The sequence below is a fragment of the Burkholderia sp. JP2-270 genome, from assembly GCF_003233675.1.
Taxonomy (GTDB): domain Bacteria; phylum Pseudomonadota; class Gammaproteobacteria; order Burkholderiales; family Burkholderiaceae; genus Burkholderia; species Burkholderia pyrrocinia_C.
In genome coordinates this window covers 3,160,031-3,185,608 of record NZ_CP029824.1, presented here as the reverse complement: position 1 = coordinate 3,185,608, position 25,578 = coordinate 3,160,031, and the positions used below count along the sequence as shown (strand labels likewise).

Sequence of the window (25,578 nt, the reverse complement as noted above, 5' to 3'; positions counted from 1 at the left end):
CGCCCGAGCCGGGCGGAAGTCGATCCGCCCGGGCGACTAGAGCGCCGGCGAACAGGCGACCTGCTGGCGTGCCTTGTTCACGGCCGACTCGAAGGCCCGGTTGGTGATCTCGCGGCCGAAGCACACGCCTTGCCACGCCTTCGCGCAGTCCAGTTGCCCGGTCTTGTCCATCGCGCGCAGTAGGCGGTGACCTTCGATCGCATGGAACACATCGATATGGATATGTTCGCTGTAGTAATGATGCTCGCGAACCGCCAGGCGTTCACAGGCCTTCGTGTAGCACTGGAAGAACGACGGAATGATGCTCTCGAAGTAGGTGATCACGCCGGCGAAATACGACGGATCGTCGGCCCGGACCGTCAGCCAGAAGAACATGTTGACGAAGTCGAATGCGGCGGGCGACACGTTGTCGATGTAGTAGGCGAGATCGGTGGGCAGGCCCAGCTCGTTCAGCAGCTTGATATAGAGCGTGGTGTGCGAGCGCTGCAGGTTCCCGGAGCCGAATTCGTCGACCATCATGCGCAGCATCGGCATCTGGGCTTCGAGCGACAGTCTCGGTATCAGGTAGTAAAACACCTGTGCTTCCGTGAGGCCGTCGGGGGCGAATTCCTGGACCAGAATCCGGAATTCGTCGAGCGACATCGTGTCGGCTACATAGTTGATGCTCTCGACCTCGTCCTCTTCGTCCTGCTTGATGAGCGCCGCGAGTCGCTGCTTGAGGCCGTCGAGATCCGTCGGTAGTTCGCCGATCACCGCCTCGCGGATGATCGACGAGGTCCAGTCGCGTTCAAACTGAAGGAGTGGCTCGCTGATCGGGACGAGTTGCTTCGTCTGCGCGCGATTGGACAGATACAGGGCTCTTTGAAGACTGCTCATGATTGATTGACCTCGACTTCCACGGTTCGATTCGATGCGAGTACGCCTCGTACCATCAGTTCCTCTTTGATGTGGCGATACCAGTCTTCCTGGTCCAGGCCGTACTTCACCGTCAGTTCGCCGATGAACGCGCGGATCGCCGGATCCGAAGAGCGGGCGGCCAGATAACACACGGCGGGTTCGAGATTCGCCAGCGAGACCGTCTGTCCATCCGAGTCGAGACCGGTGGAGAGCCAGTGTTCCCAGCCCAGGTAGTAGACCAGTCCATGCGCGCGCAGCGCATCGATGTCGGCCTGGGTTCTGAGTTCCGGCGGTGAATCCTTGATCCCGACGACGCGGGCCAGTCGCGCGATCTCGAGCAGCGTATCGAGGTGTGCGGTGTTCTGCGACAGCGAGGTTTCGTTGTAGATGTACAGGTTCAGGTCGGTTGCTTCATGCACCGCTGCGAAATGCGCGATCATCTCGGCCTGCGTGACGGCCGCGCCGAACGGCATGGGAAACATCACCGCCTCGGCGCCGAGCTTCTGGGCCTTGATCGCATAACGGACCGCCTCCGCCGTCGTGGGCCGTTCGATGCCGGCGATCACGCGTTTGCTGCCGGCGATGGACAGCGTCGTGCGAAGCATCGCTTCCCAGCGGGCTTCGTCGAGCAGCCAGCCTTCGCCCGACGTGAGACAGGCGATGAAACCGGTCACATGACGCTGCGTATTCGCGAGCAGCCGCGACACGCCGGTCTTGCAGACTTCGCCTGCGTCGTTGAGCGGCGTGACGAGCGGCACGTAGATCGCGGGCTTAGTCGACATGGGACCACTCCTCGCCCGACAGGGAGAAGGACGTCGAGCGCTGGTACAGCGCGTCGAGGTCGCCGGGGAAACGCCGCGTGACCGGCGCGTCGTCGAATTCGCCGAGATGGTCGGCGAGGCAGCGCAACTGTCTGAGCGCGGGGTCGTGCGTATACAGCGTGGCGGCGCTCGCGAGCACTTGCGCGACCAGCAGCTTCTGTTCCGTCCGCAGATGGGCGATCCGGTCGTCCGAGAGGGCGGTCTGCAGATGACCCGTATCGTAGCCTTGCCGGATGATGCTCATGTCGGTGTGCAGGACGTCCATGAACGGGTAGTAGTCGTCTTGGGTCAGACGCGGCTGCTGCCAGATGATCGAGTCGCAGATGCCGATCTGCTCGAAGTTCATCCGCACGCCGGTCGGATAGTGGTCGAGAAAGAAGTTGACCGAGCGCGTCCGGATTACGGGATCGCTGTGATGCATCCCCAGAAATAGAGAGGCGTCGATGAACGGCAGTGCGTTAGACATGGTAGTCCTCCAGCGCCATTTTCATCGCGGCCATCGCTTGCTTGAACATTTCGGGATCCCGTGCGAGCGCGATGCGGATGAAGCGCTGTCCGCGCTCCGGATTCTTCCAGTAGAAGTACTTGCCGGGCAGCACATAGACGTTGTACTTCAGCAGATGGGCATGCAGGCGGTCGGCCGTGATGCGCTCGTCGACGATCCGCAGCCAGGCCACGCTCGTCTCGATCTTCGGTTCGCAGTAGGACAGCATCTTGCCGTGCAGATGCTGGATCGCGCACGCGCGGTTGACCGCCAGTACGTCGCGGACCGAAGCGAAGCCGTCGGTCGCGCTGTCCCGGATGTACTGCGTCACGAGATTCAGGATGAACGGCGAGACGTTGAGAAGCACGCTCGTCACGATGCCGTAGAACTCGCTGTTGAGATTGCGGCTCGACATCACCGTGGCGCACTTCGCGTCCTGCAGCGGCCACGTCTTGCCGGTATCCTCCATCGCGATGTAGCTCACGCCGGCATCCTCAAGGATCGCGTACGCGTCGATCCGTCGGTCGCCAGCAGCCAGGATGAACGATGCGAAGCAGAAGTCGAGGATCAGGATCTTGCCGTGATCCTTGCAGTACCGGACGACTTCGTGGAACGATTCGCCATTGTCGGCCAGCAGGCTGGTGCCCGTCGGATTGTTCGGGTCCACCAGGAAGATTGCGTCGACCTGCGATGCATGGCGCTGCAGGTTTGCATAGATCCGGTCGCGCTGTTCGAAGAGCGATTCGTCGAGCGCGGACATCGGCACTTCCATGTGCTTCAGCAGGTCATGCAGGTTGTCGAAGCACGGTTCGATCAGACCGACGCGCAGATTGCGCTTGCGCAGGAAGGTGGCCGTGATGTGCATCGCGATCGAGGCCGCGTAGACGAGGTAGATCTCGTCCTTGCGTTCCAGCGCGCGGCGCTGGCCGTGCAGCGTATAGAAGGCCTCGATGAAATCCCGCTCGCTCTGATGCTGGGTTTGCGACTGCGCCTTGTGCCAGAGCGACGGCAGGCTGTTGACGATGGCTTGCTGCGTCGGGCTTTGTCCCTGATGCGTATGCGCATCGGCCAGATTGAACCGCGTCTTCAAGGCGGAGATTTCGTGTTGCGTGATATCTTCCTTGGCGCGGTTGTCGAGCCCGGCTTCGGTTGAGTCTTGCTCGGCGAAGATGATGTCCATGATTTTAGTCTCTCAGGTTTCTAGCGTTGTCCCGCTCAATCGCGCTATTTGGTATGAAGGCGCGAAGCATCCCTCTGCGTGTTTTGCAGGGGGGGATGGCGGCTGCTCGGGGCCCGTCACGTCGACGGACGGGTTCCCGAGATTTCGCCGGGCGGGATGGCCCGGCGCAAGGCTTCGATTTATGCTTCGTTCGTGCTCACGCGGCCTTGTCTTCCCACGGGCAATGCGACGAGTACGAGATCCCGTACTTGACGCCGAGTTCGCCGAGGTTGGTCAGGTCGATGTCGTTGCCCATGGTCGACAATACTTCGACGAATTCGTCGAACCCGCCGGGCAGATAGGTGTTGATGGTCTTGCTGACCGTATCGCCGGCGTTATAGAACGAGTGGGGGATGCCGCGCGGCAGCAACACCGTGTCGCCGGGGGTGGCGACGAGGGCCCGGCCCTCGCACCAGATGTGATACGTGCCCTCGACGATGTAGAACATCTCGTCTTCGTTCTTGTGGATGTGCGTCGGGACCCCGTAGCCCGGCGGCACGCATTCCTCGAAGACGGCGAATCGTCCGCCCGTGCTTTGACGGCTCATCCGGATGGTGATGTCGACGGTGTCGAGCACACGGATGACCTTGTTTTCTTGTTTGGGGGAAACGATGATCTTACCGAAGCCGCTCATGGTATATCTTCTCCTTGTTATGGCGTGAATTAATACGCATTGACATCCAGGACGTCGGCATGCTGATTCGACGTTTGGTTGCCGAACTGCTCGAATATGGCGTTGATCTTGCGTCGCATCTTGATGCCGGGCATATCCGACGCCATGTGAAACTCTTCATTGAGATCCAGCGGGGTATTCCAGTCCGTCGACTCCAGCACGACGCGGTCCTCGCTCGTGACGGCGCGGTCCCACGCGATGATGTCCGCGAGATTCGGGTTGCTGGCGCCGTCGTTACGGAATGCGAACTGAATGAACAGCGACTGCCGGTCGTTGATCGGCGTGGCCCAGGTGATGATGGTGTGCACCAGGTCGTTCGGGTAGCGAATCCGCATGCGCCGGCCAAATGGCGCGAACCAGTTGTGCTCCATGTAGCGGGTCGTCTGTTCGCTCTTGATGTCGAGGTTGTCTTTTTGCGGGCCGGGGTTGTTGACGAGGACGTCGCTGTACATGTTGAACCCGAGATCCGTGTCCTCGTAGCGCGCGGGCGCCGGTTCGGGCATCTCGGCCAGACCGAAGGTCTTCCGGTGGACGAACGCGAAGTGCGAATTGTCGAGCCCGTTTTCCAAGATGCGCAGCCCGCTGCAATTCCAGACCTCGATGAATTCGTCGATCTGATAGAACTGCGGATTGCTGGCCTCGGGAAATTCCGGAATATCATGCAGCGGCTCGTCGAGTGCGACCCAGACATAACCGTATTTCGGTTTGCAGCGATGGCTCTGCACGACGATCCGTTCCGACGGCTTGCGTTGCGGTAATTGCGGAATGCGCACGCATGATCCGCCGCCATTGTAGGTCCAGCCGTGATAAGGACACACCAGATTGCCCTGGTCGATCCAGCCGTTCGACAGCTTCGCCGAGCGGTGCGGGCATTTGTCCTTCACCACGCCGAATTCGTTTTCGCCAATGCGCCAGAGGACGAGCGCTTCGCCGAGCAGCGTAATGGCCCGAGGCGCATCGTTGAGGTCCGCGACCTTGGCTACCGGATACCAGAAGCACCGCAATGCGGGGTGTTGAGTCGTCAGCATATCGATTTTATAAATGTCTTTACGCCACGATGATGGGCGGCGTTGAATGATTTCAGATTGGGATTCGCCCCATGTCAGGTGCGGCCCATTCATCACATTGCCTGGTCGTTTTTGCAACAGGACCTGGCGACACTCGCTCCGTCTCCTCCGTGCTGAACTAAAAATCGTTGAATCCGATCACGCGCAGGCGGGTGGCAATCCCGTTCGCGGTGGGGTGGTGCATTCTGCAGCGACAGCTGAAACTAGCGGCGCGCCGTTTCCCAACACGCATCGCCACGAGGCTGAACGTACCGATCCAGCCTACGTGATCCCTTGAAACCCGGGAGATTTTATTTTTGGGTTCAGCTATTCGCTGTGTAAATCCTGGTGCTGGAAATATTATTCAGCCCGGCATGCATGGAAGAATTTACGCTCCGTCGATTCCATGAGGTTTTTTATGGCTACTGTTATCTAAATGTCTTGATGCGTATCTTGATCCAAACTTGGAAATTATAAAACTGTACCTAGGTTCAGGTTTGTCGATGGAAATTAATTGGACCGGTCGTGCAGTATTTAAGTGGTGTGTGGTGAAGGGTGTTTTTTGGAAGTGCTGGCCTGCACCAATCTCTTCTAAGAAAGGCCGGTTGAAATATTCCGGAAACATTCAGGCATTTCGGTTTGCCGGATTATTGCGGTGCCGCGAGCGGACTCGAGATCCGGACGGCATGGCATGCCTTGCCGCCGCGCCGTCTGGTTTCCACTGCGGCAACGGGACAAGCCGGCGAGTGCGAGACGCTCTACACGGCACGCATCGACAATCAGCGCGGGACGATTTCGCGAACGCAGCCGCCGACGGGCCCTGCACCTGCGGCCGACACATTTCAGAAAGACAGCAAACAAAGTTGGTCACTGTTCATGTATTGTTCATGCAGCGGTAGTCGCCCGTGTTCCAGTAAAATCAATAAAATAGGACACTGTATACCTATGTCCCTATTCTCAGTCGTCGCTAGCGCAGGTTGCGTTGCAGAAATGTTTGTTACTGAAAACAAAGCAACCGATCATTTTGATTTCGTATTTTGTAGTCCGCGTTCGCTCGGCCGAACGCTCCGACGGCCGACGCGCCCGGCGAGCGGACCCACGCAACCGTAAGCACCGGGAAGTGAAGAGCCCCACCCGCATAGCACAGTTGGATGCGCGAGAGGGATGCTTTCCGGCGTCGTTTCAACAGGCGGGACGGAGCGCGGCCGGGTGGCTGCGAGATTGCGCACGTCTCGCGTAGAGGTATGACAAGCTCAGCCGGCACGATGCTTGATGGCCCGATGCGCCAATCGAGCGCCGCGCCCGAACTTTGATGGGTTATTCATGATTTACGGAAAAATGAATAAGGATTATCCGTTGATCCGGTTAGGCGAAGATCCCAGCCTGGCCGTTCTGATCGAACATCTTCCGGTCGAGATCGATTGCCCTTTCATTTACGCGGTCATCGACAAGAACTCCCTTGAGATGTCCTGTTTCCTTTCAAGCTATCCCGCCGCGTTACAGCAGGAATATCATCGACGGGCGCTGCATCGCATCGATCCGGTTTTCGTCCAGGCGATCCAGTGCGTGGCGCCCTTTCCGTGGGCCGATGCATTCAGGCAAAACGAGACGCCCGACCGGAGGGAATTCGATGCACTCCGCCGGGAATTCGAGCTTCACGATGGTTATGTCTTCACCGTGCATGACCCTTATCAGTATTTGGGCGTGCTCAGTCTCTTCAACCGGGGCGGACGGCCGGAGTTCCAGGCGCAGATCGAAGCGGCGAAAGGGGCGATTCAGCTCGCGCTCGTGATGTTCTACAGCCGGGTCAGCTCGAAACCGCCCACCACCACGCATCTGGTCAAATCGCTGACCCTGCGCGAGCGCACCGTGCTCCGCTGGGCCGCGATGGGGCGTTCGTACAACGAGATCGCCGATCTGTGCGGCATCCGCGAACGCACCGTCAAGTACCACATGGCCAATGTGGTCCAGAAGCTCGACGTCTCGACCGCCAAGCAGGCCGTGATCGTGGCGTCGAGGTTGGGCCTGTCGGCGCTGAGCGAGACATGACGCACGGGCGGACGGCATGGCGCTCACGATCGGGCGGCGGCGCGGAACCCCGGACGCTTCAGCGCGAATGTGTTGAGCCCGTACAGGTCCAATGCCCTGGCCAGTTCCTGGGTGGCAAGCTGCCCCTGCTGGGCGAGCGTGTTCAGCGCGCAGTAGGTGATCCAGTTGCGGTCGGGGCATTGATTCAATGCGAACGTATCGGCGCCGAGCGCGGTGAAGGGCACGTCGAGATAAGCGCCCAGCTGAGCCGGCACGAACTCCACGTAGGCCGTCACCGCGATCACGGGCAGGCGTTTTCGTTCGAGGCATGCATGCAGGTGCGACGTCTGCCGCGCGTGACCGCCGGGAGTGGCGTTCCAGCGCAGCGCATGGGCGGCGTCGCGCGCGAGCCGCGTGTAGCTCGGGCAACTCCAGACCTCGCTGTCGATGCCCCAGTCGTCCTTGAGCATCCTGGCCGCGGCACGGACTTCGCGCAGCGCGAGCCCCGCGCCCAGCAGCCTGATGCGGGGCGCGGCGCTGGCGGGCCCCGGCAGGCGGTACATGCCCAGATACGCGTGAGTCCGGTCGCAGCTCAACTGCTCGACGGGTTCGTCGTGCAGCGTCATGTAGCAGAAGCCCGGTTCTCCTCTCATGTACAGATCGTGCAGCGCGCCCGCCAGGATGGCCTTGACTTCTTCGCCGCAAGCCGGGTCGAACGGCATGCACTGGCGGTTGGACGCGAGCCATAGCGGCAGCCATGGATGCGCGCCCTTGCTCCAGCGCGAAGGCGCGGATTCGATGTCGTTCAGGATGATGCCGCGTCCGGCAGTATGGGCGGTGAGCGTCGACAGATGGCGGGACGTGGGCGACTGCGTCAGATAGAACAGCGGACGTTCGTCGTTGCGGGCCCGTTCGCTGATCCACAGAGGCCATGCGCCGATCGCCGCGCTACGTTGCGGCTCGTCGGCGCGATCGTCGACAAACCAGAATTGCCCGTCGACGGCGGCATCCTGGTGCAGGGACCGGATCAGCTCGGAGGCGGTCAGGAGCGGCGAGTCGTGCCGGGTGCCGCTCTTCGGGCCGCCTTCGATAATTCGAATGCAGACCTTGGCGGCCTGTTCCGTGTCCCGCGTGCGTTTGAGAAGCATCGTGTCCATTCTGAAACCTGGTTGGTAGGCTTGACCAAATCATGTGCGCTGGCAACGACACGCGTGCCGTCGCGGCGATCGCGCGTCAGGCGAAAGGCGCGGAGTCAGACGGTCTTGACGGCGTCGAGCGCGTCGCGAACGGCGTTGCGCGTTTCGATCTGGTCCAGCCAGCGTCGCACGTTGGGATAGGGCGCCGGGTCGATGTCCAGTTCGTGATAAGTGCGCAACCACGGAAACGCGGCGATGTCCGCGATGGTGTAACGGTCACCCGCGAGATAGGGGTGAGCTTCGAGCTGGCGATCCACGACACCATACAGACGATGGGTTTCCTTGGTGTAGCGCTGAAGCGCCTCGGTATTGCCGGTTTTCGAGCCGTGCCTGAACCACCAGAGTTGACCCAGCATCGGACCGATCGAGCCGACCTGGAAGTACAGCCACTGATTGATGACGGCCTGTTCGTGTGCATCCGTCGACCAGAAGCAGCCGTGCCGGGACGCAAGATAAGTCAGGATCGCACCGGATTCCGCGAGGGTCATGCCCGTTTCATGATCGATGAGAACCGGGATTTTCCCGTTCGGGTTGAGCGTCAGGAAAGCCGGGGCGCGCTGATCGCCGCTCGACAGGTCGAGCGTGATCTGTTCGTGGTCCAGCCCGGCTTCGCGCAGGAAGATGCAGATCTTCTGTCCGTTTGGGGTGTCCGCGGTATAGAGCGTTAGACGGTGGGTGGTCATGGTGGAATTGCCTTCGTATGGGGCGATATGCATATCGATTGCAAATGCAATCGTATCGGGGATCCGATATCGGCGCAAGCGCGAAGGGGTGGCAGCCGCACCGTCATGCCTGCTGCGAGTCCCGCTGACCTCAGCAGATATCGTTGCGTCTCGGAATGCGTCGTCGGCGACGAGACGTCGCGCCGTTCACCGGCTTCTCGGGCTGTCGAATAGCGGTACGCTTGTCGCTGGTTTGCTGCTTGAGCTTGCGCTCGATGACGGTAATCGCTCATGGGCGCAGGGAGGCGTTCCTGGAAATTGTCGGAAACTACCTCAGCGCTGAATACCCGGCGAGATACGCGATTTCCTGAAAACTGTCACTGCGGGCATATCGCGCGGCAAGCTCCGAAAGGCAGTCGCAGAAGTGCTCAAGAACGTGCTCGCTTGGGCAGACGTCCTGCGAGGCCTCTCTGTGTTGCCGGAAGTGACCCCGGTGCGGGCCCGACGTATGACGTTGCGACTCGCCATACAAAGGCGCGACGCTGAAATCTCGAGGATGGCCGTGGAGAAGTCGGTCATGTCGCAGTTGTTCTCGCGCACGTCATACTGGCAATGCACGATGACCTTCTGCACGTAACGACGCTGGTGCCGACGCTCGCCTTTGGGTGCCACAGGCGCGACTGTGGCGAGGACTATAAGGGTCTTCGGGAGCAGGCCATTCCACGCTTTAACGGTGCAACACTGAACGTGTGGTTCGCGGAGAAGACTATGAGCGCCTGCTCGACGCACCGGAAAAGCTTGCTGAAAGCGGCTTTGGCGCATCGATGCACCTTCCGCAGGCGATGGACGACCTTCCGGCTGCGCTCCCAGCCCCCCGCGACAGGAATAACCGGTCTCCGTTTATGGAGTCGTCGCCCAAGATCGGTTCAGGCTGTGCGTTTGTTGGCGGGGTTGCTGCGGGAGTGGGGCGGCGACTCAGTTGAGAGGGATCGGGATTGATCGATGTACGCCAAACCGGGTTACGTGTAGGTTACATGAAGCCAGAAATGGAAAAGGGGCTGCGGTGTTTACCGTAACCCCTTGATTCCTTGGTCGGAGCGATAGGATTCGAACCTACGACCCTCTGATCCCAAATCAGATGCGCTACCAGGCTGCGCTACGCTCCGACGAGCCAAAGATAATAACGTCGAATGACCGAATCGGTCAATCAATATATGCGGGTAAATGCCGCGGCGGCGAGCGGCCCGCGATTTGCGACAATTCAGAGGATGATCGGCCGGCCCGCACGCATGCGCGCGCGGCCGTTCGCCGAAGCAAGGAGAACATCATGATGAACCTGATCCTGTGGCGCCACGCCGAAGCCGAAGACTACGCGGCGAGCGATCTCGCGCGCCAGCTGACCGTGCGCGGCCGCAAGGACGCGCAGGCGATGGCCAAATGGCTGCGTGGCCGGCTCGAGACGAACGCCGTGATCCTCGCGAGCCCGGCGGCCCGCACCGTGCAGACCGTCGAGGCGCTGACCGACCAGTACCGGACCGTCGACGCGCTCGCGCCAGGCGGCGGTGTCGACGACGTGCTGGCGGCGGCCGGCTGGCCGGAAGGCATCGCGCCGACGGTCGTGATCGTCGGGCACCAGCCGACGCTCGGCAGCGTCGCTGCGCAACTGATCGCCGGCAGCGACGACAGCTGGAGTGTCAAAAAGGGTGGAATCGTGTGGCTCGCGAGCCGCACGCGTGACGGCAGCCGGCAGGCCGTGCTGCGGGCAGTATTGACGCCGGAACTCGTGTAAAGCAGGCCTGACGGGGATTAACGGGATTCATCAGACGGCTTCGCAAGCTTTCTGCTAAAGTCAATTCGGCGACACGTCACTGAAAGGACATGGTCGTGCCACATAACGGTCACGGCCGATTACTACATTGGCGGGCATGTCGCCTTATTCCTTACGACCAGGAAAGCCTAATGCGAGAACTGCCGACGCCTACGCTCCCCTTTGCCTCGCTGCCCCTCGACACGTCGCGGCGGCACCTGCCGCGCGCTGCTGAAACCGTTACATCGGAGTACCGCCTGCGTGCGGCGTGGGCCCGCACGGAAGACGAATTGCGCGAAGCGCAGCGTCTGCGTTACAGCGTGTTCGCCGAAGAGATGGGCGCGCAGGTCAGCGGCCCCTCCGGTCTCGACGTCGATCCGTTCGATGCGTACTGCGACCACCTGCTGGTTCGCGATCTCGATACGCTGAAGGTGGTCGGCACGTATCGCGTGCTGCCGCCGCACGAGGCGGCGCGTGTCGGCCGCCTGTACGCCGAAGGCGAATTCGACCTGTCGCGCCTCACGCACCTGCGCGGCAAGATGGTCGAGGTCGGCCGCTCGTGCGTGCACAGCGACTACCGCAGCGGTGCCGTCATCATGGCGCTGTGGGGTGGCCTCGGCGCGTACATGATGCAGAACGGCTACGAGACGATGCTCGGCTGCGCAAGCGTGTCGATGGCCGACGGCGGCCACTATGCTGCGAACCTGTACCAGTCGCTGCCGGCGAGCTCGCTGACGGCGCCCGAGTACCGCGCGTTCCCGCACACGGCATTGCCGGTCGACGAACTGCAGACGGGCGTCGCCGTGGCGCCGCCGCCGCTGATCAAGGGCTACCTGCGTCTTGGCGCGAAGATCTGCGGCGCGCCGGCCTGGGATCCCGATTTCAATTGCGCGGATTTCCTGACGCTGTTCCGCCTGTCCGACATCAACGCGCGCTACGCCCGCCACTTCCTGGGCTGAGCCGCCTGAATCGCGGCGCGCCCGGTCCCGGGCGTGCGCGAGCAAACGCCGTCGTGCGGCAGCCTGCCGCGCGACGGCGTTCATGTATTCGGTCAACGTGCGTCTATCCAGCCCTGTTAATTTCGACGATGCGCAGTTCCCGCCGTGCCACGAGATGGCACGTTCGCGAATGGCCCGGGTTCGACGTGGGCCGGACGGCGGGGCGGTTCGCTCAGTGCTTGCGCCGCCAGTCGAGCAGGTGGTGTTCCGCCATCCAGTGGTGGATCATCCCTTCGCCGTCATGGCTGCGCTTGTATTCGCGCGCCTCGAAGTACGACAGCGCGGCCAGCACCATCAGGCCGATAAACAGGCCGATCAGGCCCGCAATTTCCTCAGACGACATGGCAGCCTCCTTTCCACGGCACAGCGCCATGCGTACATAGTAGGACATGCGCGGCGCGACCCCGAAACCGGATTTCCGCTAGACTCGGCGCGGTCCCGGCGCGCGATGGGCGCGCCGATTTCCGGAGCCATACCCGATGACCCGTTTCATGCTGGCCGTGCTGGCCGCAGCAATTCTCGCCGGCTGCACCAGCGATCCTCGTCAGGCCCGCCGCGGCCACCCGCCGGAAGATCCGGCCGACTATCACGGCGTGCCGACCGACATGACGCCGCCGTCGATGCTCGACGCGCCGCCGCCGAAGCCCGTGCAGTAACGGTCGGCCTGGGCGGCAGTCAGGCGCGTGCGGGGTGCGCGTCGGCGGCGATGCGCCGCACCAGCCCCGGCAGGTAGCGCGCGAGCGTCGCGCCGCGCGCGGCCATGAACAGCAGCAGCGCGAACCAGAGGCCGTGATTGCCGAACGTGCCGACGGCGGCGAGCGTGGCCGCGATGAAGATCGAGAACGACACGACCATCGCGCGCATCAGCGATTGCGTCTGCGTGGCGCCGATGAACACGCCGTCGAGCAGAAAGCCCCAGACGGATACGACCGGCGAGATCGCGGCCCACGGCAGGTAGCGCAGCGCGACTGCGCGGATCTCGGCCTGATCGGTCAGGCGCGCGACGATCCAGCCGCCGCCGGCCCAGTAAACGAGCGCGAACAGCAGCGCGCCGAGTGCCGACCACAATAACGTGACGCGCACGGCCTGCCGGAATGCGCGGCGGTCGCGCGCGCCGGCCGCCGCGCCGACGAGCGCCTCGGCCGCATGCGCGAAGCCGTCGAGGCCGTACGCCATGAAGGTCTGGAAATTCAGCAGCAGCGCGTTCGCCGCGAGCGTCGCGTCGCCCTGTTTCGCACCGAGGTGCGCGAACCAGCCGAATGCGCCGAGCAGGCACAGCGTGCGCAGGAAGATGTCGCGATTGAGCACGATCAGCCGCTTGAGCGCCACGCGGTCGGCGAGCGCACGCGCGGCAATTGGCCCGAGGCCGCGCGGCCGCAGCCGCCACAGCATCCACGCGCCGAGCGCGAAGCCGCACGCGTCCGCGGTGGCGGTCGCGGCGCCGATGCCGGCGATGCCCCAGCCGAAGCCATACACGTAGAGCAGCACGGCGCCGATGTTCACCGCATTGATGAACACCTGCGCGACCAGCGCGAGCCGGACGCGCTGCACGCCGAGCAGGTAGCCGAGCACGACGTAGTTCGCGAGCGCGAACGGTGCGCTCCAGATCCGCGCGTGGCTGTACGCGAGCGCCGTCGCACGGACGGCATCGCTGCCGCCGAGCGCGGTCAGCGCGAACGACAGCAGCGGCACCTGCAGCGCGAGCACGGCGGCCCCGAGCGCGAATGCGACGATCAGCGCGCGCAGCAGGTTCAGGCGGATGCCGGCGTCATCGCCGGCGCCGTGCGCCTGCGCGACGAGGCCGGTCGTCCCCATCCGCAGGAAGCCGAAGCCCCAGAACACGAAATTGAAGAACAGCCCGCCGAGCGCGACGCCGCCGAGATACTGCGCGCCGTCGAGGTGGCCGGCGACGGCCGTGTCGACGGCGCCGAGGATCGGCTGGGTCAGGTTCGCCAGGACGATCGGGAAGGCGAGCGCGAGGACGCGCCGATGCGTGACGGTGGCCGAACCAGGGCCGGCCGCGTGCGGTAACGCGGATTCGGACATGGCGGGCGCGTCAGGCGCGTTCCTGCACGCAGACCCACGGCGACACGACGACCGCCCACAGCTCCGGGTTGCGCGCCGCGTAGTCGGCGGCGGTTTCGGCCGGCATGCGCGCGACGAGGCCGGCAGACAGCCAGCGCGTGACCTGTTCGGCTTCGTCGCTGGCGATCGCTTCCGCGACGCTGACGAGATCGAGGTCGCGCGCGACGGACAGCAGCTTGCCCTGCGCGAAGAAGCGCTCGAGATCGCACCAGTCGATCTTGGCGGTCTCGCCGAGGAGTTTGGCGTAGAGCGGGCTGTGCGACGCGCCCGCGGCGGATTGGCGTTCAGAGGACATCGGTTTCTTGGAAAGACTGCGTGGCGCCACTATAAACCATCCGGCCGGCGGCCCGAGCGGGCGGCGGACGGCTACGCGTCGCGCAGCGCGCGGCGCACGATCTTGCCGGTCGCGGTCATCGGCAGGCTGTCGACGAACGCGATCGCGCGCGGATACTCGTGCGCGGCGAGGCGTGTGCGCACATGGGCCTGCAATGCGCTGACGAGCGCATCGTCGCCGATGTGGCCGGGGTTCAGCACGACGAACGCCTTGACGATCTCGGTGCGCGTCGCGTCGGGTACGCCCACGACGGCCGCCATCCGCACCGCCGGATGCGTGAGCAGGCAGTCCTCGATCGGGCCCGGGCCGATCCGGTAGCCGGCGCTCGTGATTACATCGTCGTCGCGGCCGACGAAGCGCACGAAGCCGTCCGCGTCGATCACGCCCGTATCGCCGGTGAGCAGGTAGTCGCCCGCGAACTTGTCGCGGGTCGCGCCGGGATTGCGCCAGTATTCGACGAACATCACCGGGTCGGGGCGGCGCACCGCGATGCGCCCTTCGATGCCGGGCGGCAGCGGCGTGCCGTCCGCGTCGACGATCGCGACAGCGTGACCGGGCACCACCTTGCCGATCGCGCCCGGCCGCGCATCGAACAGCGCCGCACATGACGACAGCACCATGTTGCATTCGGTCTGCCCGTAGAACTCGTTGATCGTCACGCCGAGCGCGTCGCGTCCCCAGGCCGTCAGCTCGGTGCCGAGCGATTCCCCGCCGCTCGCGACCGATTTCAGCGACAGCGCGTAGCGTTCGCGCGGTGCCGCGACGGTACGCATCAGCTTCAGCGCGGTGGGCGGCAGGAATGCGTGGGTCACGCCGTGCCGTGCCATCAGCGCGAACGCCGCGTCGCCGTCGAACTTCTCGAAGCGGCGGGCGAGCACGGGCACGCCGTGATGCCAGGACGGCAGCAGCACGTCGAGCAGGCCGCCGATCCACGCCCAGTCGGCGGGCGTCCAGAACAGGCGCGCATCGCGCGGGAAGCATTGCTGCGACATCTCGACACCCGGCAGGTGGCCCAGCAGCACGCGATGCGCGTGCAGCGCGCCTTTCGGTTTGCCGGTCGTGCCGGACGTATAGATGATCATCGCCGGATCGTCGGCGGCCGTATCGGCCGGCTCGAAGTCGGGCGTTTCGGCGGCCAGCGCCGCGTCGTAGCGCAGCACGCCCGGCGCGTCGGGCGCATCGTCGCCGATGCAGTAGACGGTATGCAGTGCCGGCAGTTGCGCACGCAGCGACGCGATTTTCGCGTAGCCGGCCGCGTCGGTGACGAGCGCGGATGCTTCGCTGTTCGCGAGCCGGTATTCGAGCGCATCGACGCCGAACAGCGTGAAGAGCGGCACCGCGATCGCGCCGAGCTTGTATGCGGCGAGATGCGCGATCGCCGTTTCCGGGCCCTGCGCGAGAAAGATGCCGATCCGGTCGCCGCGTCGCAGGCCGGCGCGCGCAAAGCTGTTCGCGAGCCGGTTAGAAGCATTCCTCAGGTCGTCGAACGTGAGTCGAATCACGTCGCCTTGCGCGGTTTCGTGGATCAGCGCGAGGCGCCCGCTGCCGTCGGCCCAATTGTCGCAGACGTCCGCGCCTATGTTGTAGCGGGCCGGAACGGCCCAGCCGAAACGGGCGAGCAGGTCGTCGTAGCGGTCGGCGGCGGGCAGCATCGCGGGTCTCCTGGGTGTCGAACGTGGCGTCGGATGAACGGATTACATCAGGATTTCATGTAGACGAATCGACAATGGTGACTGCTGATAGGGAATGTTCGGGCTCGTTCGATAGCCGCGGCTCAGTGCACGATTCCGCAATGACGCATAAGATCACGACACAACAGTGATAGGACCATGGATTTACTTCTGATTGCTGCGGGGTTCAGCCTGATCGGAATCGGCGCGTTGGTGGCGTTTGCCCGCCACGTCGATCCGCTGTCCGGCCGGTTTACCGGCCGTCTGCGCAAGCGCTGATTCGACCTTCCCGATTTTGCCCGAGACGGCGCGCGATGCGCACTGGCATCGCGCGCCGGCTGTCGCTCGCTCAGCGCGCGGGCAGGTAGCGTGACGGATCGATCGAGCGACCGCCGTAGCGCAACTCGAAATGCAGCGCGACGCGATCGCTGTCGCTGTTGCCCATCTCCGCGATCGACTGCCCCTGCGTGACCGACTGGCCTTCCTTCACCAGCAGCGTGCGGTTGTGCGCGTATGCGGTCAGGTAGTCGGCATTGTGCTTCAGGATGATCAGGTTGCCGTAGCCGCGCAGCCCGTTACCCGCATAGACCACGACGCCCGGCGAGGCCGCGACCACCGGCGTGCCCGGCGAGTTCGCGATGTCGATACCCTTGGATTTCGAGCCGTCGAACGTGCGGACCACATTGCCGGCCGCCGGCCAGACCAGCGAAATGCTCGTGGCTGGCTTGACGGCCGATTCGACCGGCGCGGAAGGCGCGGGGCGGGCCCGACCCGCGCTGCCGGTGCCGGTGGTCGACGGCGTCGATGCGGTGGTCGTGCCGGGCGGCGGCGCGACGCGCAGGACCTGGCCGACTTCGATCGCATCGGGGTTCGTCATCTGGTTCCAGCGCACGATGTTCTGCACCGACGTGCGGTTGTCGCGCGCGATCTTGTAGAGCGTATCGCCGCGCTCGACGCGATAGAACCCGGGGCCGACAGGCGCGGAGCCGCACGCGACGAGCAGGGCGGCGCAGGCGGCTGCGAAGAGTCGCTTCGTTGTTGTTCCGAACATTGAACCTCGCAAGACCCTGCCGCGCACGACGCGGCAGGCAACACAAAACGTCCGATTTTAACGGGTTCGACCCGCGCACCGCAGTTTGGGGCCTTGGTCGAGGCCATCGCGCGCCGTCTCGGCGCGCCCGTTTCAGCCTGCGAGCGGGATCACGCGGATTCGCAGCGTGGCCGTTTCGGTCGCGCCGGGCGCGAGCATGCGCAGCCCGAGGCCGTTGTGGATCGCATCCGGCAGGCCGAGCCACGGTTCGACGCAGTAGAAGTCTGAATCCGGCTTTTCGGTCCAGGTCGTGACCGCGTACCACGGGATCGAGCCCGGCACGTCGAGCGCGATCTCGATCGTGCGGCGGCGGCCCGGCATCACGATGCGCACCGGCGCGGACGGCTCGCCGTCGAGGCAGTGGAAGCGGTCGAGGATGTCCGGATCGTCGAGGCGGTAACGGGCTTCGCCCGGCTCGGGCGTGCTGATCGAACCGTCCGCGCGCTGTGCGCAGCGGCGCGTGGGCGGCAGCTCGAGCGTGGTTTCGGCGCGTTCGCCGTGCGGCAGCGCGAAATAGAAGTGGTGGCCGGCGTAGTAGGGCAGCGGCGCATCGCCGCGATTGGTCGTCGTGAGCGCGACTTCGAGCGTATGCGCGTCGGCCAGCCGGTAGGTCGTCTCGAACCGGAAATCGAACGGGTAGCTCGCGCGCAGCGCGTCGTTCGCGTCGAGCGTCATCGACAAGGCGGCGCCGTCGGCCGACGGGTGTGCTGCGAACGGCAGGTCGCGCGCGAAGCCGTGCATCGGCAGATCGCGGACCACGCCGGCGGCATCGCGCCAGCGCCCGAGTTCGCCGTCGACGCGATGGCGGCCGAGGAACGGGAACAGCAGCGGATTGCCGCCGCGCACGCGCGCGAGGTTGCTCCAGTCGGCCGTTCCCGGCCAGAAGATGACCGGTTCGCCGTCGACGTGCCATGACAGCAGGCGGCCGCCGAATTGCGGGGCGACCCGGACGAGCGACGGGCCGGCGTGAAGTTCGTGAATGTCGTGTTGCTGGAAGATCGGCATGGCGAATCGGGTTGGGCGGGTGGACGGGACACGGCGCGCTCCATTATCGGGCCGCGGCGGGTCGGGGAAAACCCTTCTCGGGAAATTGCGAGTTTTTAAGACTGTCAACGGTCTGGATAATGCCTCTAAACCGGTGATGTTGCCGGGTCATGACACTTCGTGGAGGGGGCCATGGATCTGGCAATGGCAATGGGTATCGCACTGTTCGGCATGTTCACCGGCAGCACGGTATTATTTTTCTATCAGCTCGGCCGCTGACGGCAATTCCTGCCGAAATCGAAAGGCCCGCCATGCAAATGGCGGGCTTTTTGCTTTCTGCGTGCTTACAAATTGCAAGCGTTTGTGTGCATTGCCGCAATATCCGGCCAAATGCCTTGGCGCAGTAATCCTGGCTCGGCATAATCGGGGCGCGTTTTTTCGGACGCGCATCGCGTCGTCCGTCTTTCTTCCCGCTTAATCTCCACTAAAAGGACCGACGCGTGAGTCTCTGGTTTCTGGTATTCCTGAGCGTCCTGCAGGGCGTCACCGAACTCTTCCCCGTCAGCAGCCTTGGCCATACGCTGCTCGTGCCGGCGCTGTTCGGCATGCATATCGACAAGCACGCGCCGCAACTGCTGCCGTTCCTCGTCGCGCTCCATCTCGGCACCGCGCTGGCGTTGCTGTGGTACTTCCGCGCGCGCTGGATCGCGCTGATCGGCGGCTTCTTCGCGCAGCTCGGCGGCCGAAAGAACGACGACGGGCACCTGATGTGGGCGCTGATCATCGGCACGATTCCGACCGGCATCGTCGGGCTGCTCCTCGAGAAGCGCATCGAACGCGTGTTTCATGACCTGCGGATCGTCGCGATCGCGCTGATCGTGAACGGCGTGCTGCTGTGGCTCGGCGATCGCATCCAGCGTAGCCGCGCGCATCAGGCGCCCGAGAAGATGACGTTCAAGCAGGCATTCTTCGTGGGCCTCGCGCAGATCGGCGCGCTGATCCCGGGCTTCTCGCGCAGCGGGCTGACGATGATCGCCGGCAATGTCGCCGGGTTGACGGCCGAGAAGGCGGCGGAGTTCTCGTTCCTGCTCGGCACGCCGATCATCTTCGCGGCGGGCGTGCTCGAACTGCCGAAGCTGTTCCATGCGCGCGGCCAGCTCGCCGATGCACTGCTCGGCGGCGTGCTGACGGCGATCGCGGCGTACCTGAGCGTACGGTTCCTGATGCGCTATTTCGAAGGGCGCGGCCGGCTCGCGTCGTTCGGGGTGTATTGCGTGATCGCCGGCGTGTTCTGTCTCGGCTGGTTCATGCTGCATCCGCAGCCGGTTTGATGCCGCGATGGCTGGTCTCGCGTGATGTGACGCGATGATCGGGTATAATTTCGGGCTCGGTTTCATGCCGGGCCCGTTTTGTTTCGGGGGCTTGAGTTGGGTGGTGTCGTTGCTGCTACCGTTGCTCAAAGCCCCGTGCCGAATGCGGTCCGCGTCAGGCCGTGTCTTTTCTCCTCGACCGCCCTTAGCTCAGTTGGATAGAGCAACGGCCTTCTAAGCCGTAGGTCACACGTTCGAATCGTGTAGGGCGGGCCAGTCAAATCAAGCACTTGCGAAAATCCCCCTTGAGTCAATGCCGTAGACCATGTAACCATGGTGTAACCGGATTTGGTCAATTCGAGATAGCCGCGTTGCTACTTCGGCGAAGCAAAGCCAAGAATCACCCAGGCGACCGCTTTTGCTAAGCCCCATCCAAGCACCCCGATTACCGCGGCAAAAAGAGCGATGCCTTTGTCGCCACCACCAAAGCCTGAAGCGACCGCTATTAACGCCATTAAGGCGGCCCAGCACCATCCGAGGCCAGCGATTACGCGTGACAGTCTCCTGATTCCTTCCGTTGTATTCATGTCTGCTCCTAGGCCTGTCCGTATCCGGACAACGAGTTAGGTGGTTGAGGGTTCTGTCGCCTTGGCCAGTTCTGCCATCGCTTGCCTTGCTGAACGAAGCATTTCATCGCCCATGCGACGGGCTAGATCCCCCTTGGCCCGATTCCACACCGGGAGTGCCTCTGCCATGAGTCGCCGCCCGGATGTCGTCAGAGCTAACCGTTTTCCAGCACGGCCACGTCCGCCCTCAGCTCGGACCAAATCTCGGCTCGCCAGATTCTGAACATTTCGGCTGAGGGTGGTTGGATCGACCCCGGCCCTGTCGGCAAGTTCGACGACTGTCGCACCCTCGTCAGCCCCTATTCCAACCAAGAGGCTGAATTGCTCGGCCGTCAGCCCGAGCGGCTTGAAGCGGGCGTTGTAATAACGCGTGAGTGCACGCGCCGTCGCACGAGCCTGAAAGCCCGGGCATTCCGCTGCGACGCCCTTCAACGGTTCTGGATCAAACTCGTTCACATGTATCTCCTTGACAACCTCTCTGGTGCTAAATAATGTATATGCATTATTAGTGAGGGAACAATGCCAGCATACGTACACGTCAATCTGCGCGTCATCGACTCCGCCAAGCAGGCAGCGCTCGCTCCACGCTTTCAGGCAGCGCTAGCGGAGGCGGGCGGCAAGATTCTACATTTCGGTCCTGTTGTGCAGACTTTAGAGGGGAGTGAGGTGCCGCTGCCGATGGCTGGCGTATTTGAATTTCCCACGCTTGCGCAAGCACTAGCCTTCTACAATTCCGAGAGGTATGCACCGATCAAGATCGAGCGTCAGGAGGCCCAGCAAGCGCGGATGTTCATCGTCGAAACGCAAGCGAGCCTATTCAAGAGCCTGTCGACTTGCCCGGAGGTATAGTGGGGCCCTGCCTATGGGGTATTTCGGGTCAAGGTCCGACTGGGACGAAGACTGCAATGCAGTGTGAAATTTGCCGCCCTGTTATTTCTGAGAGCTCTTTCTTCTCGATGGATTGCGAAAGAGGCGGTTCGCTGCTTGCACGGCATTAATTTTAACGTAGGAAATGCCGATGTTATTAAAGTGAAAAATTGTGAAGTGTCAAATCGGAAAATTTTCCGAATTGCTGGCCTGTTATTTTGACATTTTTCATGAAATCGGGGTATGTCACTGTGGCGAAATGTCTTTCGGGATTTCGCCCCTTCGATTGATATTCATTTTTTGTGACCTGATGAGATATTCAAAATGGGTAGGTTGCCCAACGCGTTGATGCTCGCCGCGGGTATTCCGCGTTCGAGACGAAAGGCGAGACCGATGCCACGTGCTTGCAGTCGGAACGCAGGAGCCGGGGGATACGGGGCGCGAGCGCATCGACCTTGTCGCATTTCGAGTCGACACCGACCGATTCGGCGATTCGAGCGCTCGAGAAGAGGTATGCTCAATGCCTGCGCATCGTTCGTTCGGATTTACACCACGAACGCTCATTGAGTCGCTGCACATGCAGCTTCGGAAGATCATCAAGGCATGCGGCCACTTCCCGTCGCACAAGGCCGCGCTCAAGCTGATCTGGTTGGCCCTGCGCAACGTCGTTGCCAAGTGGACCGGCTCCCGGCACGATTGGAAAAGCGCGATGACGCGGTTTGCGCTGCTTTACCCTGAGCGATTCAACATCGGAATCTGAGTCCTAACCCGCCGCACACGCGGAATTCCGGATACCTCCATTTTTCGGAATTTCCCCTCCAAAGTGGGTAATTTTTCGTTGTAGGATTAGAAACATTTACGTGTAAACGCTTCTAATCCAGATTGCCACCCGCCCCGGGTTACACAACCCCATTACTCCACCGTCACCGATTTCGCCAGATTCCTCGGCTTGTCGATATCCGCACCGCGCAAACATGCCGCGTGATACGCAAGCAACTGCAACGGCACCACATGCAGGATCGGCGACAATAGCCCGTAATAATCCGGCATTCTCAACACCGACACCCCCTCGCTATTATCGATCCGCGTATCGGCATCGGCGAACACGTAAAGCTGCCCGCCGCGCGCCCTCACTTCCTGCATGTTCGACTTCAGCTTTTCGAGCAGCGCATCGTTCGGCGCGATCGTCGCGACGGGCATCGTATGGGTGACGAGCGCCAGCGGCCCGTGCTTCAGCTCGCCCGCGGGATACGCTTCCGCGTGGATATACGAAATCTCCTTCAGCTTCAGCGCGCCTTCGAGCGCGATCGGATAATGCAGCCCGCGCCCGAGAAACAGCGCATTCTCGTGCTGCGCAAATTCCGCCGCCCAGCGCTCGATCTGCGGCTCCAGCCCGAGTACGTCGTCGAGCGCGTCCGGCAGCCGCCGCAGCTGCATCGTATAGCGCGCGAGCTGCGCGTCGTCGACGTAACCTCGCAGCCGCCCGAGCGTCACGGCGAGGATGAACAGCGCGACGAGCTGCGTCGTGAACGCCTTGGTCGATGCGACGCCGATTTCCGGGCCGGCCCGCGTGAGGAACCGCAGGCCCGTCTGACGCATCATCGCGCTGGTCGGCACGTTGCAGATCGCCAGCGTGTCGATATGGCCGAGCGCCTGCGCGTACTTGAGTGCGGCGAGCGTGTCGGCGGTCTCGCCGGATTGCGACACGCTCACCACCAGTGTGTTCGGCGTGGCGAGCGCGTCGCTGTAACGGTATTCGCTCGCGATTTCGACCTGAGCGGGCACGCGCGCGATCGTTTCGAGCCAGCGGCGCGCGGTCAGGCCGGAATAGTGACTCGTGCCGCACGCGAGAATCAGCACATTGTCGATCTGCCCGAACGCCCGCGGGGCGTCAGGGCCGAATACGGCCGGATCGAACAACCCCGCATCCGGGATGGTCGCGGCCACCGCCTGCGGCTGTTCGAAAATCTCCTTCTGCATGAAATGCCGGTACGGCCCGAGTTCGACCACGCCTTGCGCGGAGGAAACGGTTTGTATCGCGCGCTCGACTGAGGCGCCGCTGCGATCGAGCACCCGCACGCCGCCCGTCGTCAACTCGACGACGTCGCCTTCCTCGAGAAAGATGAAGCGGTCGGTGATGCCGGCGAGCGCGAGCGCGTCGGACGCAAGAAAGCATTCGCCGTCCTTCACGCCGACGACGAGCGGGGAGCCGGCCCGCGCACCGATCAGCCGCTGCGGCTCGTGTTTGCTGAACACGGCGATCGCATAGGCGCCGTGAAGCTGCGACGTCGCATCGCGCACGGCGGCGAGCAGGTCGCCGCGATACTTGCTGTGGATCAGGTGAGCGACGACCTCGGTGTCGGTCTGGCCGTCGAACTCGTAGTGCTCGTCTGAAAGTTGCTTGCGCAACGTTTCGTGGTTCTCGATGATGCCGTTGTGAACGAGCGCGATTTCGTCGCGCGAGAAGATCGGATGCGCGTTGCAGGTTGCCGGTGCGCCATGCGTCGCCCAGCGGGTGTGCGCGATGCCGGTGCTGCCGGTCAGGCCGGTGCTGCGCACGTGCGCGTCGAGATCGGCGACGCGCGACACGCTGCGTTCGCGGCGCGCCTGGCCGTCGACGACCGTTGCGACGCCGCATGAATCGTAGCCGCGATATTCGAGGCGACGCAAACCTTCAATCAGAATCGGGACGATGTCCCGTTGCGCGACCGCGCCGACGATGCCACACATCACACGTCTCCTTCCAATTTGATCATCATGGACCGCGCGCGCCCTTGCATCAGCGCGATGCGGTTGCCGTTGGCGTTGCCGTCGCCGTCGTGAATCCGCATTGAGCGGGTGTGACGGGCTCGACGATCCTGCTTTCGAATGCCAGATATAGCGACTCCTCCAGTACGTTCCAGTGTGCGCCGTGGCGGTATGGGCCGGATCGCGTATGCCAGCAGGCGACCGTGCTCCGGTCGTTCATCTTGAACGCGACCAGCGCGATCAAGCCCCACGGATAATCGGTGCCGGCGAGTTGCTGCCACGTCCTGCCGTACTTCTTCATCCATTGCGAATAGATCATCTCGCTCGATTGTTCGGGAACCTGAATATCAGAAAGGAGCGGGAATATCTGTGCGACTTTCGCCGGATAAAAGCTCGTACCACCGATTCGCTGCGTGCTTGCGCGAAAGCCGGATTGCGTGCCGAGCCAGAACACTTTCAGGATCGCCGACGCGAGTTGGTCGGCGCGCTGGCTCCACGGGCCTGCGTGCATGTAGTCGGCGCGCCGGACGTAGTACGCCGTAAGCGCCCGGAACGCGCTGTGTACCTCGACGTTGTCCATCAGCAGCGCGACGTGTTGCGACGACGAGATCTGATAGACGCCGGCTGGCTTGTCGAGCAGGGTGTCCAGATGCGCGCCTGCGCGGCTCAGGCTGAGTGCCCATGCGGCAGGCATGCCGTCGGGCGGTGCGAAACGGGCGAGCAGTTCGATCCAGGTCGCCATCATTGCGTCGTCGGCATCCGCTTCGGCGCATGGGCTGTACCGGCCGTTGTTCACGCAGTAGCGATCGAAGCCGCCGTCCAGACGCTGACGCGGCAACAGCCAGGCGATCCATGCGAGTGCGGCTTGATGCGCGTCGAGTCGCGCATCGGAGGCGGCAAGCAGCGCCTTCGCCGCGAAATAAGGATCGATGCCGGCCCCATTCAGGCGCACGGTGATCGCTCCGTCGGGGCGTTGGTACAGCCCGTTGAGCAGGAGCTCGGCGGCGCTCGCGTGCAGCGCGAAGCCGCACGCGGCGACACAGCAGGCGACACGCCACCGGCGGAGCAGCCGGGCGGCGGCCGTCACGCATGCACGTGCAGCCGGGAAAAGCGCGGGCCGGTTCATGATCGGGGGCTCCTGCGCGGTGGTCCTTCGCAATCGTCGCCGGGTGCGGCGTTGGCCGCGTCGCGCCTGGCGAGCGTGTCGACGTTGTGGCTCAGTGCACCCTGGTGCTGGTGAACGTGAGGCTGGTGCCGCTATTCGCGCTCACGAGCCGGTTCGTCGCATGAGCGCTTGAGGCGGCCCGCGGATCGCGCGGATGTCGACGGGAAACGACGGCACGTTCGTCGCGCAGGGGCGGCTGTCTTTCGCCCCTGGCGGACGCGTCGCGTCGCCTCCCGGCTTCGTTGCTTCGGCGCCTCCGTCTGTCCGCTGTCGTGCGAGTACTTCAGGACACACCTGTCCGGTATTAAGCAAGGCGTGAGCCATCGGCCGCGATGCGCCGTGCAGCAAGGGGCGGGAGGGCAGGCTGCGAATGCGGACCGGGCGACGGCGGCGGATTTTGATTCACCGACGAATCAGCCTGTGCGCAAGCGGTGCGACCGCACGCGGTCGACGTTGCGGCCCGCATGCGTCATGCGGCGGGCGATTTGTCTGCCGAACCGGTGCCGCCTTGCCGGGTGCGGCTTTGCGCGGTCGGCGCATCACGCGCGATCCGCTGCGCATGCATAGACCGGGAAGCCGGGGCGGTGCTCGCTGCTGCGAGCGCCGGATGGACCGGACTCGGATGTAACCGCCGGTTCCGGATTTGCGTTACACATTCGCAACATTTCCCTCCCGCCGACTCATGCGGCGCGAACGACGCCGCATGTCGGGAAATCCTCCGTTCATGACCGTGGCCGAGCGGTGGATTGCTCGCCGCGCACTGCACCGACAAAGGTTGCGAATCGAGGCGACGCAAAGCGTTTCGAAGGATGCGTGAGGTCCGGGGCGTAATGGGCGCTCGACATGAATTCGTTATTTATCGGACGAC

Annotated in this window: 24 protein-coding genes, 2 tRNA genes and 1 pseudogene; 8 read left to right on the top strand and 19 right to left on the bottom strand. The window is 63.3% G+C overall.

Going from position 1 to position 25,578, the window contains the following annotated elements; genetic code table 11:
- Positions 1 to 36: 36 nt before the first annotated feature.
- From DM992_RS14995 to DM992_RS14970, 6 genes are all read right to left on the bottom strand, one after another.
- Complete coding sequence (locus DM992_RS14995) at positions 37 to 876, bottom strand: iron-containing redox enzyme family protein (protein WP_239511291.1); 840 nt, start codon at positions 874 to 876, stop codon at positions 37 to 39.
- Complete coding sequence (locus DM992_RS14990) at positions 873 to 1,679, bottom strand: dihydrodipicolinate synthase family protein (RefSeq protein ID WP_111017372.1); 807 nt, start codon at positions 1,677 to 1,679, stop codon at positions 873 to 875. The genes DM992_RS14995 and DM992_RS14990 overlap by 4 nt, the downstream gene beginning before the upstream one ends.
- Positions 1,669 to 2,184, bottom strand: a complete 516-nt coding sequence (locus DM992_RS14985; RefSeq protein WP_239511290.1) for a DUF6190 family protein — start codon at positions 2,182 to 2,184, stop codon at positions 1,669 to 1,671. Before DM992_RS14985 ends, DM992_RS14990 begins: the two co-directional genes overlap by 11 nt.
- Complete coding sequence (locus DM992_RS14980) at positions 2,177 to 3,382, bottom strand: aminotransferase class I/II-fold pyridoxal phosphate-dependent enzyme (protein ID WP_111017371.1); 1,206 nt, start codon at positions 3,380 to 3,382, stop codon at positions 2,177 to 2,179. Before DM992_RS14980 ends, DM992_RS14985 begins: the two co-directional genes overlap by 8 nt.
- A gap of 196 nt (positions 3,383 to 3,578) precedes the next feature.
- Complete coding sequence (locus DM992_RS14975) at positions 3,579 to 4,055, bottom strand: cupin domain-containing protein (RefSeq protein WP_111017370.1); 477 nt, start codon at positions 4,053 to 4,055, stop codon at positions 3,579 to 3,581.
- Between the two features lie 29 nt (positions 4,056 to 4,084).
- Positions 4,085 to 5,215 carry an aromatic ring-hydroxylating dioxygenase subunit alpha gene (locus tag DM992_RS14970; RefSeq protein WP_239511289.1) on the bottom strand — a complete coding sequence of 377 codons (1,131 nt, stop codon included), beginning with the start codon at positions 5,213 to 5,215 and terminating at the stop codon, positions 4,085 to 4,087.
- Between the two features lie 1,248 nt (positions 5,216 to 6,463).
- On the opposite strand from DM992_RS14970, the gene DM992_RS14965 reads away from it, so the two are divergent.
- On the top strand, positions 6,464 to 7,189 hold the full coding sequence (locus DM992_RS14965) for a LuxR family transcriptional regulator (RefSeq protein ID WP_111017368.1): 726 nt from the start codon (positions 6,464 to 6,466) through the stop codon (positions 7,187 to 7,189).
- A gap of 23 nt (positions 7,190 to 7,212) precedes the next feature.
- On the opposite strand, the gene DM992_RS14960 is transcribed toward DM992_RS14965, so the two are convergent.
- From DM992_RS14960 to DM992_RS14945, 3 genes are all read right to left on the bottom strand, one after another.
- Positions 7,213 to 8,325: a pyruvate dehydrogenase gene (locus DM992_RS14960; protein ID WP_111017367.1), complete on the bottom strand. Its 1,113-nt coding sequence runs from the start codon at positions 8,323 to 8,325 to the stop codon at positions 7,213 to 7,215.
- 95 nt (positions 8,326 to 8,420) lie between these two features.
- On the bottom strand, positions 8,421 to 9,047 hold the full coding sequence (locus DM992_RS14955; protein ID WP_111017366.1) for a glutathione binding-like protein: 627 nt from the start codon (positions 9,045 to 9,047) through the stop codon (positions 8,421 to 8,423).
- Between the two features lie 1,068 nt (positions 9,048 to 10,115).
- A tRNA-Pro gene (locus tag DM992_RS14945) sits at positions 10,116 to 10,192 on the bottom strand.
- A gap of 161 nt (positions 10,193 to 10,353) precedes the next feature.
- Between DM992_RS14945 and sixA the strand changes: the two genes are divergently transcribed.
- Together sixA and DM992_RS14930 are read left to right on the top strand one after the other, a co-directional pair.
- Positions 10,354 to 10,815, top strand: coding sequence for a phosphohistidine phosphatase SixA (sixA, locus tag DM992_RS14940; protein ID WP_162631664.1), 462 nt, complete (start codon positions 10,354 to 10,356; stop codon positions 10,813 to 10,815).
- A 170-nt stretch (positions 10,816 to 10,985) separates the two neighbouring features.
- Positions 10,986 to 11,792 (top strand): GNAT family N-acyltransferase, encoded by an 807-nt coding sequence (locus tag DM992_RS14930; protein WP_111017363.1) that lies wholly within the window; start codon positions 10,986 to 10,988, stop codon positions 11,790 to 11,792.
- Positions 11,793 to 12,003: 211 nt separating this feature from the next.
- Here DM992_RS14930 and DM992_RS42300 read toward each other — a convergent pair whose 3' ends face one another.
- A complete protein-coding gene (locus DM992_RS42300) occupies positions 12,004 to 12,174 on the bottom strand; it encodes a hypothetical protein (RefSeq protein WP_174419115.1) in 171 nt (56 codons plus the stop codon).
- Between the two features lie 136 nt (positions 12,175 to 12,310).
- Here DM992_RS42300 and DM992_RS42295 point away from each other — a divergent pair, with 136 nt between their 5' ends.
- Positions 12,311 to 12,487 (top strand): hypothetical protein, encoded by a 177-nt coding sequence (locus tag DM992_RS42295; protein ID WP_204356090.1) that lies wholly within the window; start codon positions 12,311 to 12,313, stop codon positions 12,485 to 12,487.
- Between the two features lie 19 nt (positions 12,488 to 12,506).
- Here the strand turns inward: DM992_RS42295 and DM992_RS14920 are convergent, their stop codons facing one another.
- From DM992_RS14920 to DM992_RS14900, 5 genes are all read right to left on the bottom strand, one after another.
- Positions 12,507 to 13,877, bottom strand: a complete 1,371-nt coding sequence (locus DM992_RS14920) for an MATE family efflux transporter (RefSeq protein WP_111017362.1) — start codon at positions 13,875 to 13,877, stop codon at positions 12,507 to 12,509.
- 10 nt (positions 13,878 to 13,887) lie between these two features.
- A complete protein-coding gene (locus DM992_RS14915; protein ID WP_111017361.1) occupies positions 13,888 to 14,211 on the bottom strand; it encodes a DUF2288 domain-containing protein in 324 nt (107 codons plus the stop codon).
- 71 nt (positions 14,212 to 14,282) lie between these two features.
- On the bottom strand, positions 14,283 to 15,902 hold the full coding sequence (locus DM992_RS14910) for an acyl-CoA synthetase (RefSeq protein WP_111017360.1): 1,620 nt from the start codon (positions 15,900 to 15,902) through the stop codon (positions 14,283 to 14,285).
- Positions 15,903 to 16,269: 367 nt separating this feature from the next.
- Positions 16,270 to 16,971: a peptidoglycan DD-metalloendopeptidase family protein gene (locus DM992_RS14905; protein WP_111017359.1), complete on the bottom strand. Its 702-nt coding sequence runs from the start codon at positions 16,969 to 16,971 to the stop codon at positions 16,270 to 16,272.
- A gap of 132 nt (positions 16,972 to 17,103) precedes the next feature.
- Complete coding sequence (locus tag DM992_RS14900) at positions 17,104 to 18,015, bottom strand: aldose epimerase (RefSeq protein ID WP_111017358.1); 912 nt, start codon at positions 18,013 to 18,015, stop codon at positions 17,104 to 17,106.
- A 479-nt stretch (positions 18,016 to 18,494) separates the two neighbouring features.
- Between DM992_RS14900 and DM992_RS14895 the strand changes: the two genes are divergently transcribed.
- A complete protein-coding gene (locus tag DM992_RS14895; protein WP_111017357.1) occupies positions 18,495 to 19,325 on the top strand; it encodes an undecaprenyl-diphosphate phosphatase in 831 nt (276 codons plus the stop codon).
- Positions 19,326 to 19,503: 178 nt separating this feature from the next.
- A tRNA-Arg gene (locus DM992_RS14890) sits at positions 19,504 to 19,580 on the top strand.
- A gap of 98 nt (positions 19,581 to 19,678) precedes the next feature.
- Here the strand turns inward: DM992_RS14890 and DM992_RS41690 are convergent.
- Both DM992_RS41690 and DM992_RS14885 read right to left on the bottom strand, forming a co-directional pair.
- A complete protein-coding gene (locus tag DM992_RS41690) occupies positions 19,679 to 19,891 on the bottom strand; it encodes a hypothetical protein (RefSeq protein ID WP_162631663.1) in 213 nt (70 codons plus the stop codon).
- A 36-nt stretch (positions 19,892 to 19,927) separates the two neighbouring features.
- Entirely contained in the window at positions 19,928 to 20,386 is a 459-nt protein-coding gene (locus DM992_RS14885) for a MarR family winged helix-turn-helix transcriptional regulator (RefSeq protein ID WP_111017356.1), read from the bottom strand.
- A 63-nt stretch (positions 20,387 to 20,449) separates the two neighbouring features.
- Between DM992_RS14885 and DM992_RS14880 the strand changes: the two genes are divergently transcribed.
- Complete coding sequence (locus DM992_RS14880) at positions 20,450 to 20,779, top strand: DUF1330 domain-containing protein (protein ID WP_111017355.1); 330 nt, start codon at positions 20,450 to 20,452, stop codon at positions 20,777 to 20,779.
- A gap of 561 nt (positions 20,780 to 21,340) precedes the next feature.
- A pseudogene (locus tag DM992_RS14875) lies at positions 21,341 to 21,557 on the top strand (transposase); the annotation flags it as partial.
- A 152-nt stretch (positions 21,558 to 21,709) separates the two neighbouring features.
- On the opposite strand, the gene glmS reads toward DM992_RS14875, so the two are convergent.
- Positions 21,710 to 23,527, bottom strand: coding sequence for a glutamine--fructose-6-phosphate transaminase (isomerizing) (gene glmS / locus DM992_RS14870; RefSeq protein ID WP_111017354.1), 1,818 nt, complete (start codon positions 23,525 to 23,527; stop codon positions 21,710 to 21,712).
- A 49-nt stretch (positions 23,528 to 23,576) separates the two neighbouring features.
- Positions 23,577 to 24,671 carry a hypothetical protein gene (locus DM992_RS14865; protein WP_111017353.1) on the bottom strand — a complete coding sequence of 365 codons (1,095 nt, stop codon included), beginning with the start codon at positions 24,669 to 24,671 and terminating at the stop codon, positions 23,577 to 23,579.
- Between the last annotated feature and the right edge of the window lie 907 nt (positions 24,672 to 25,578).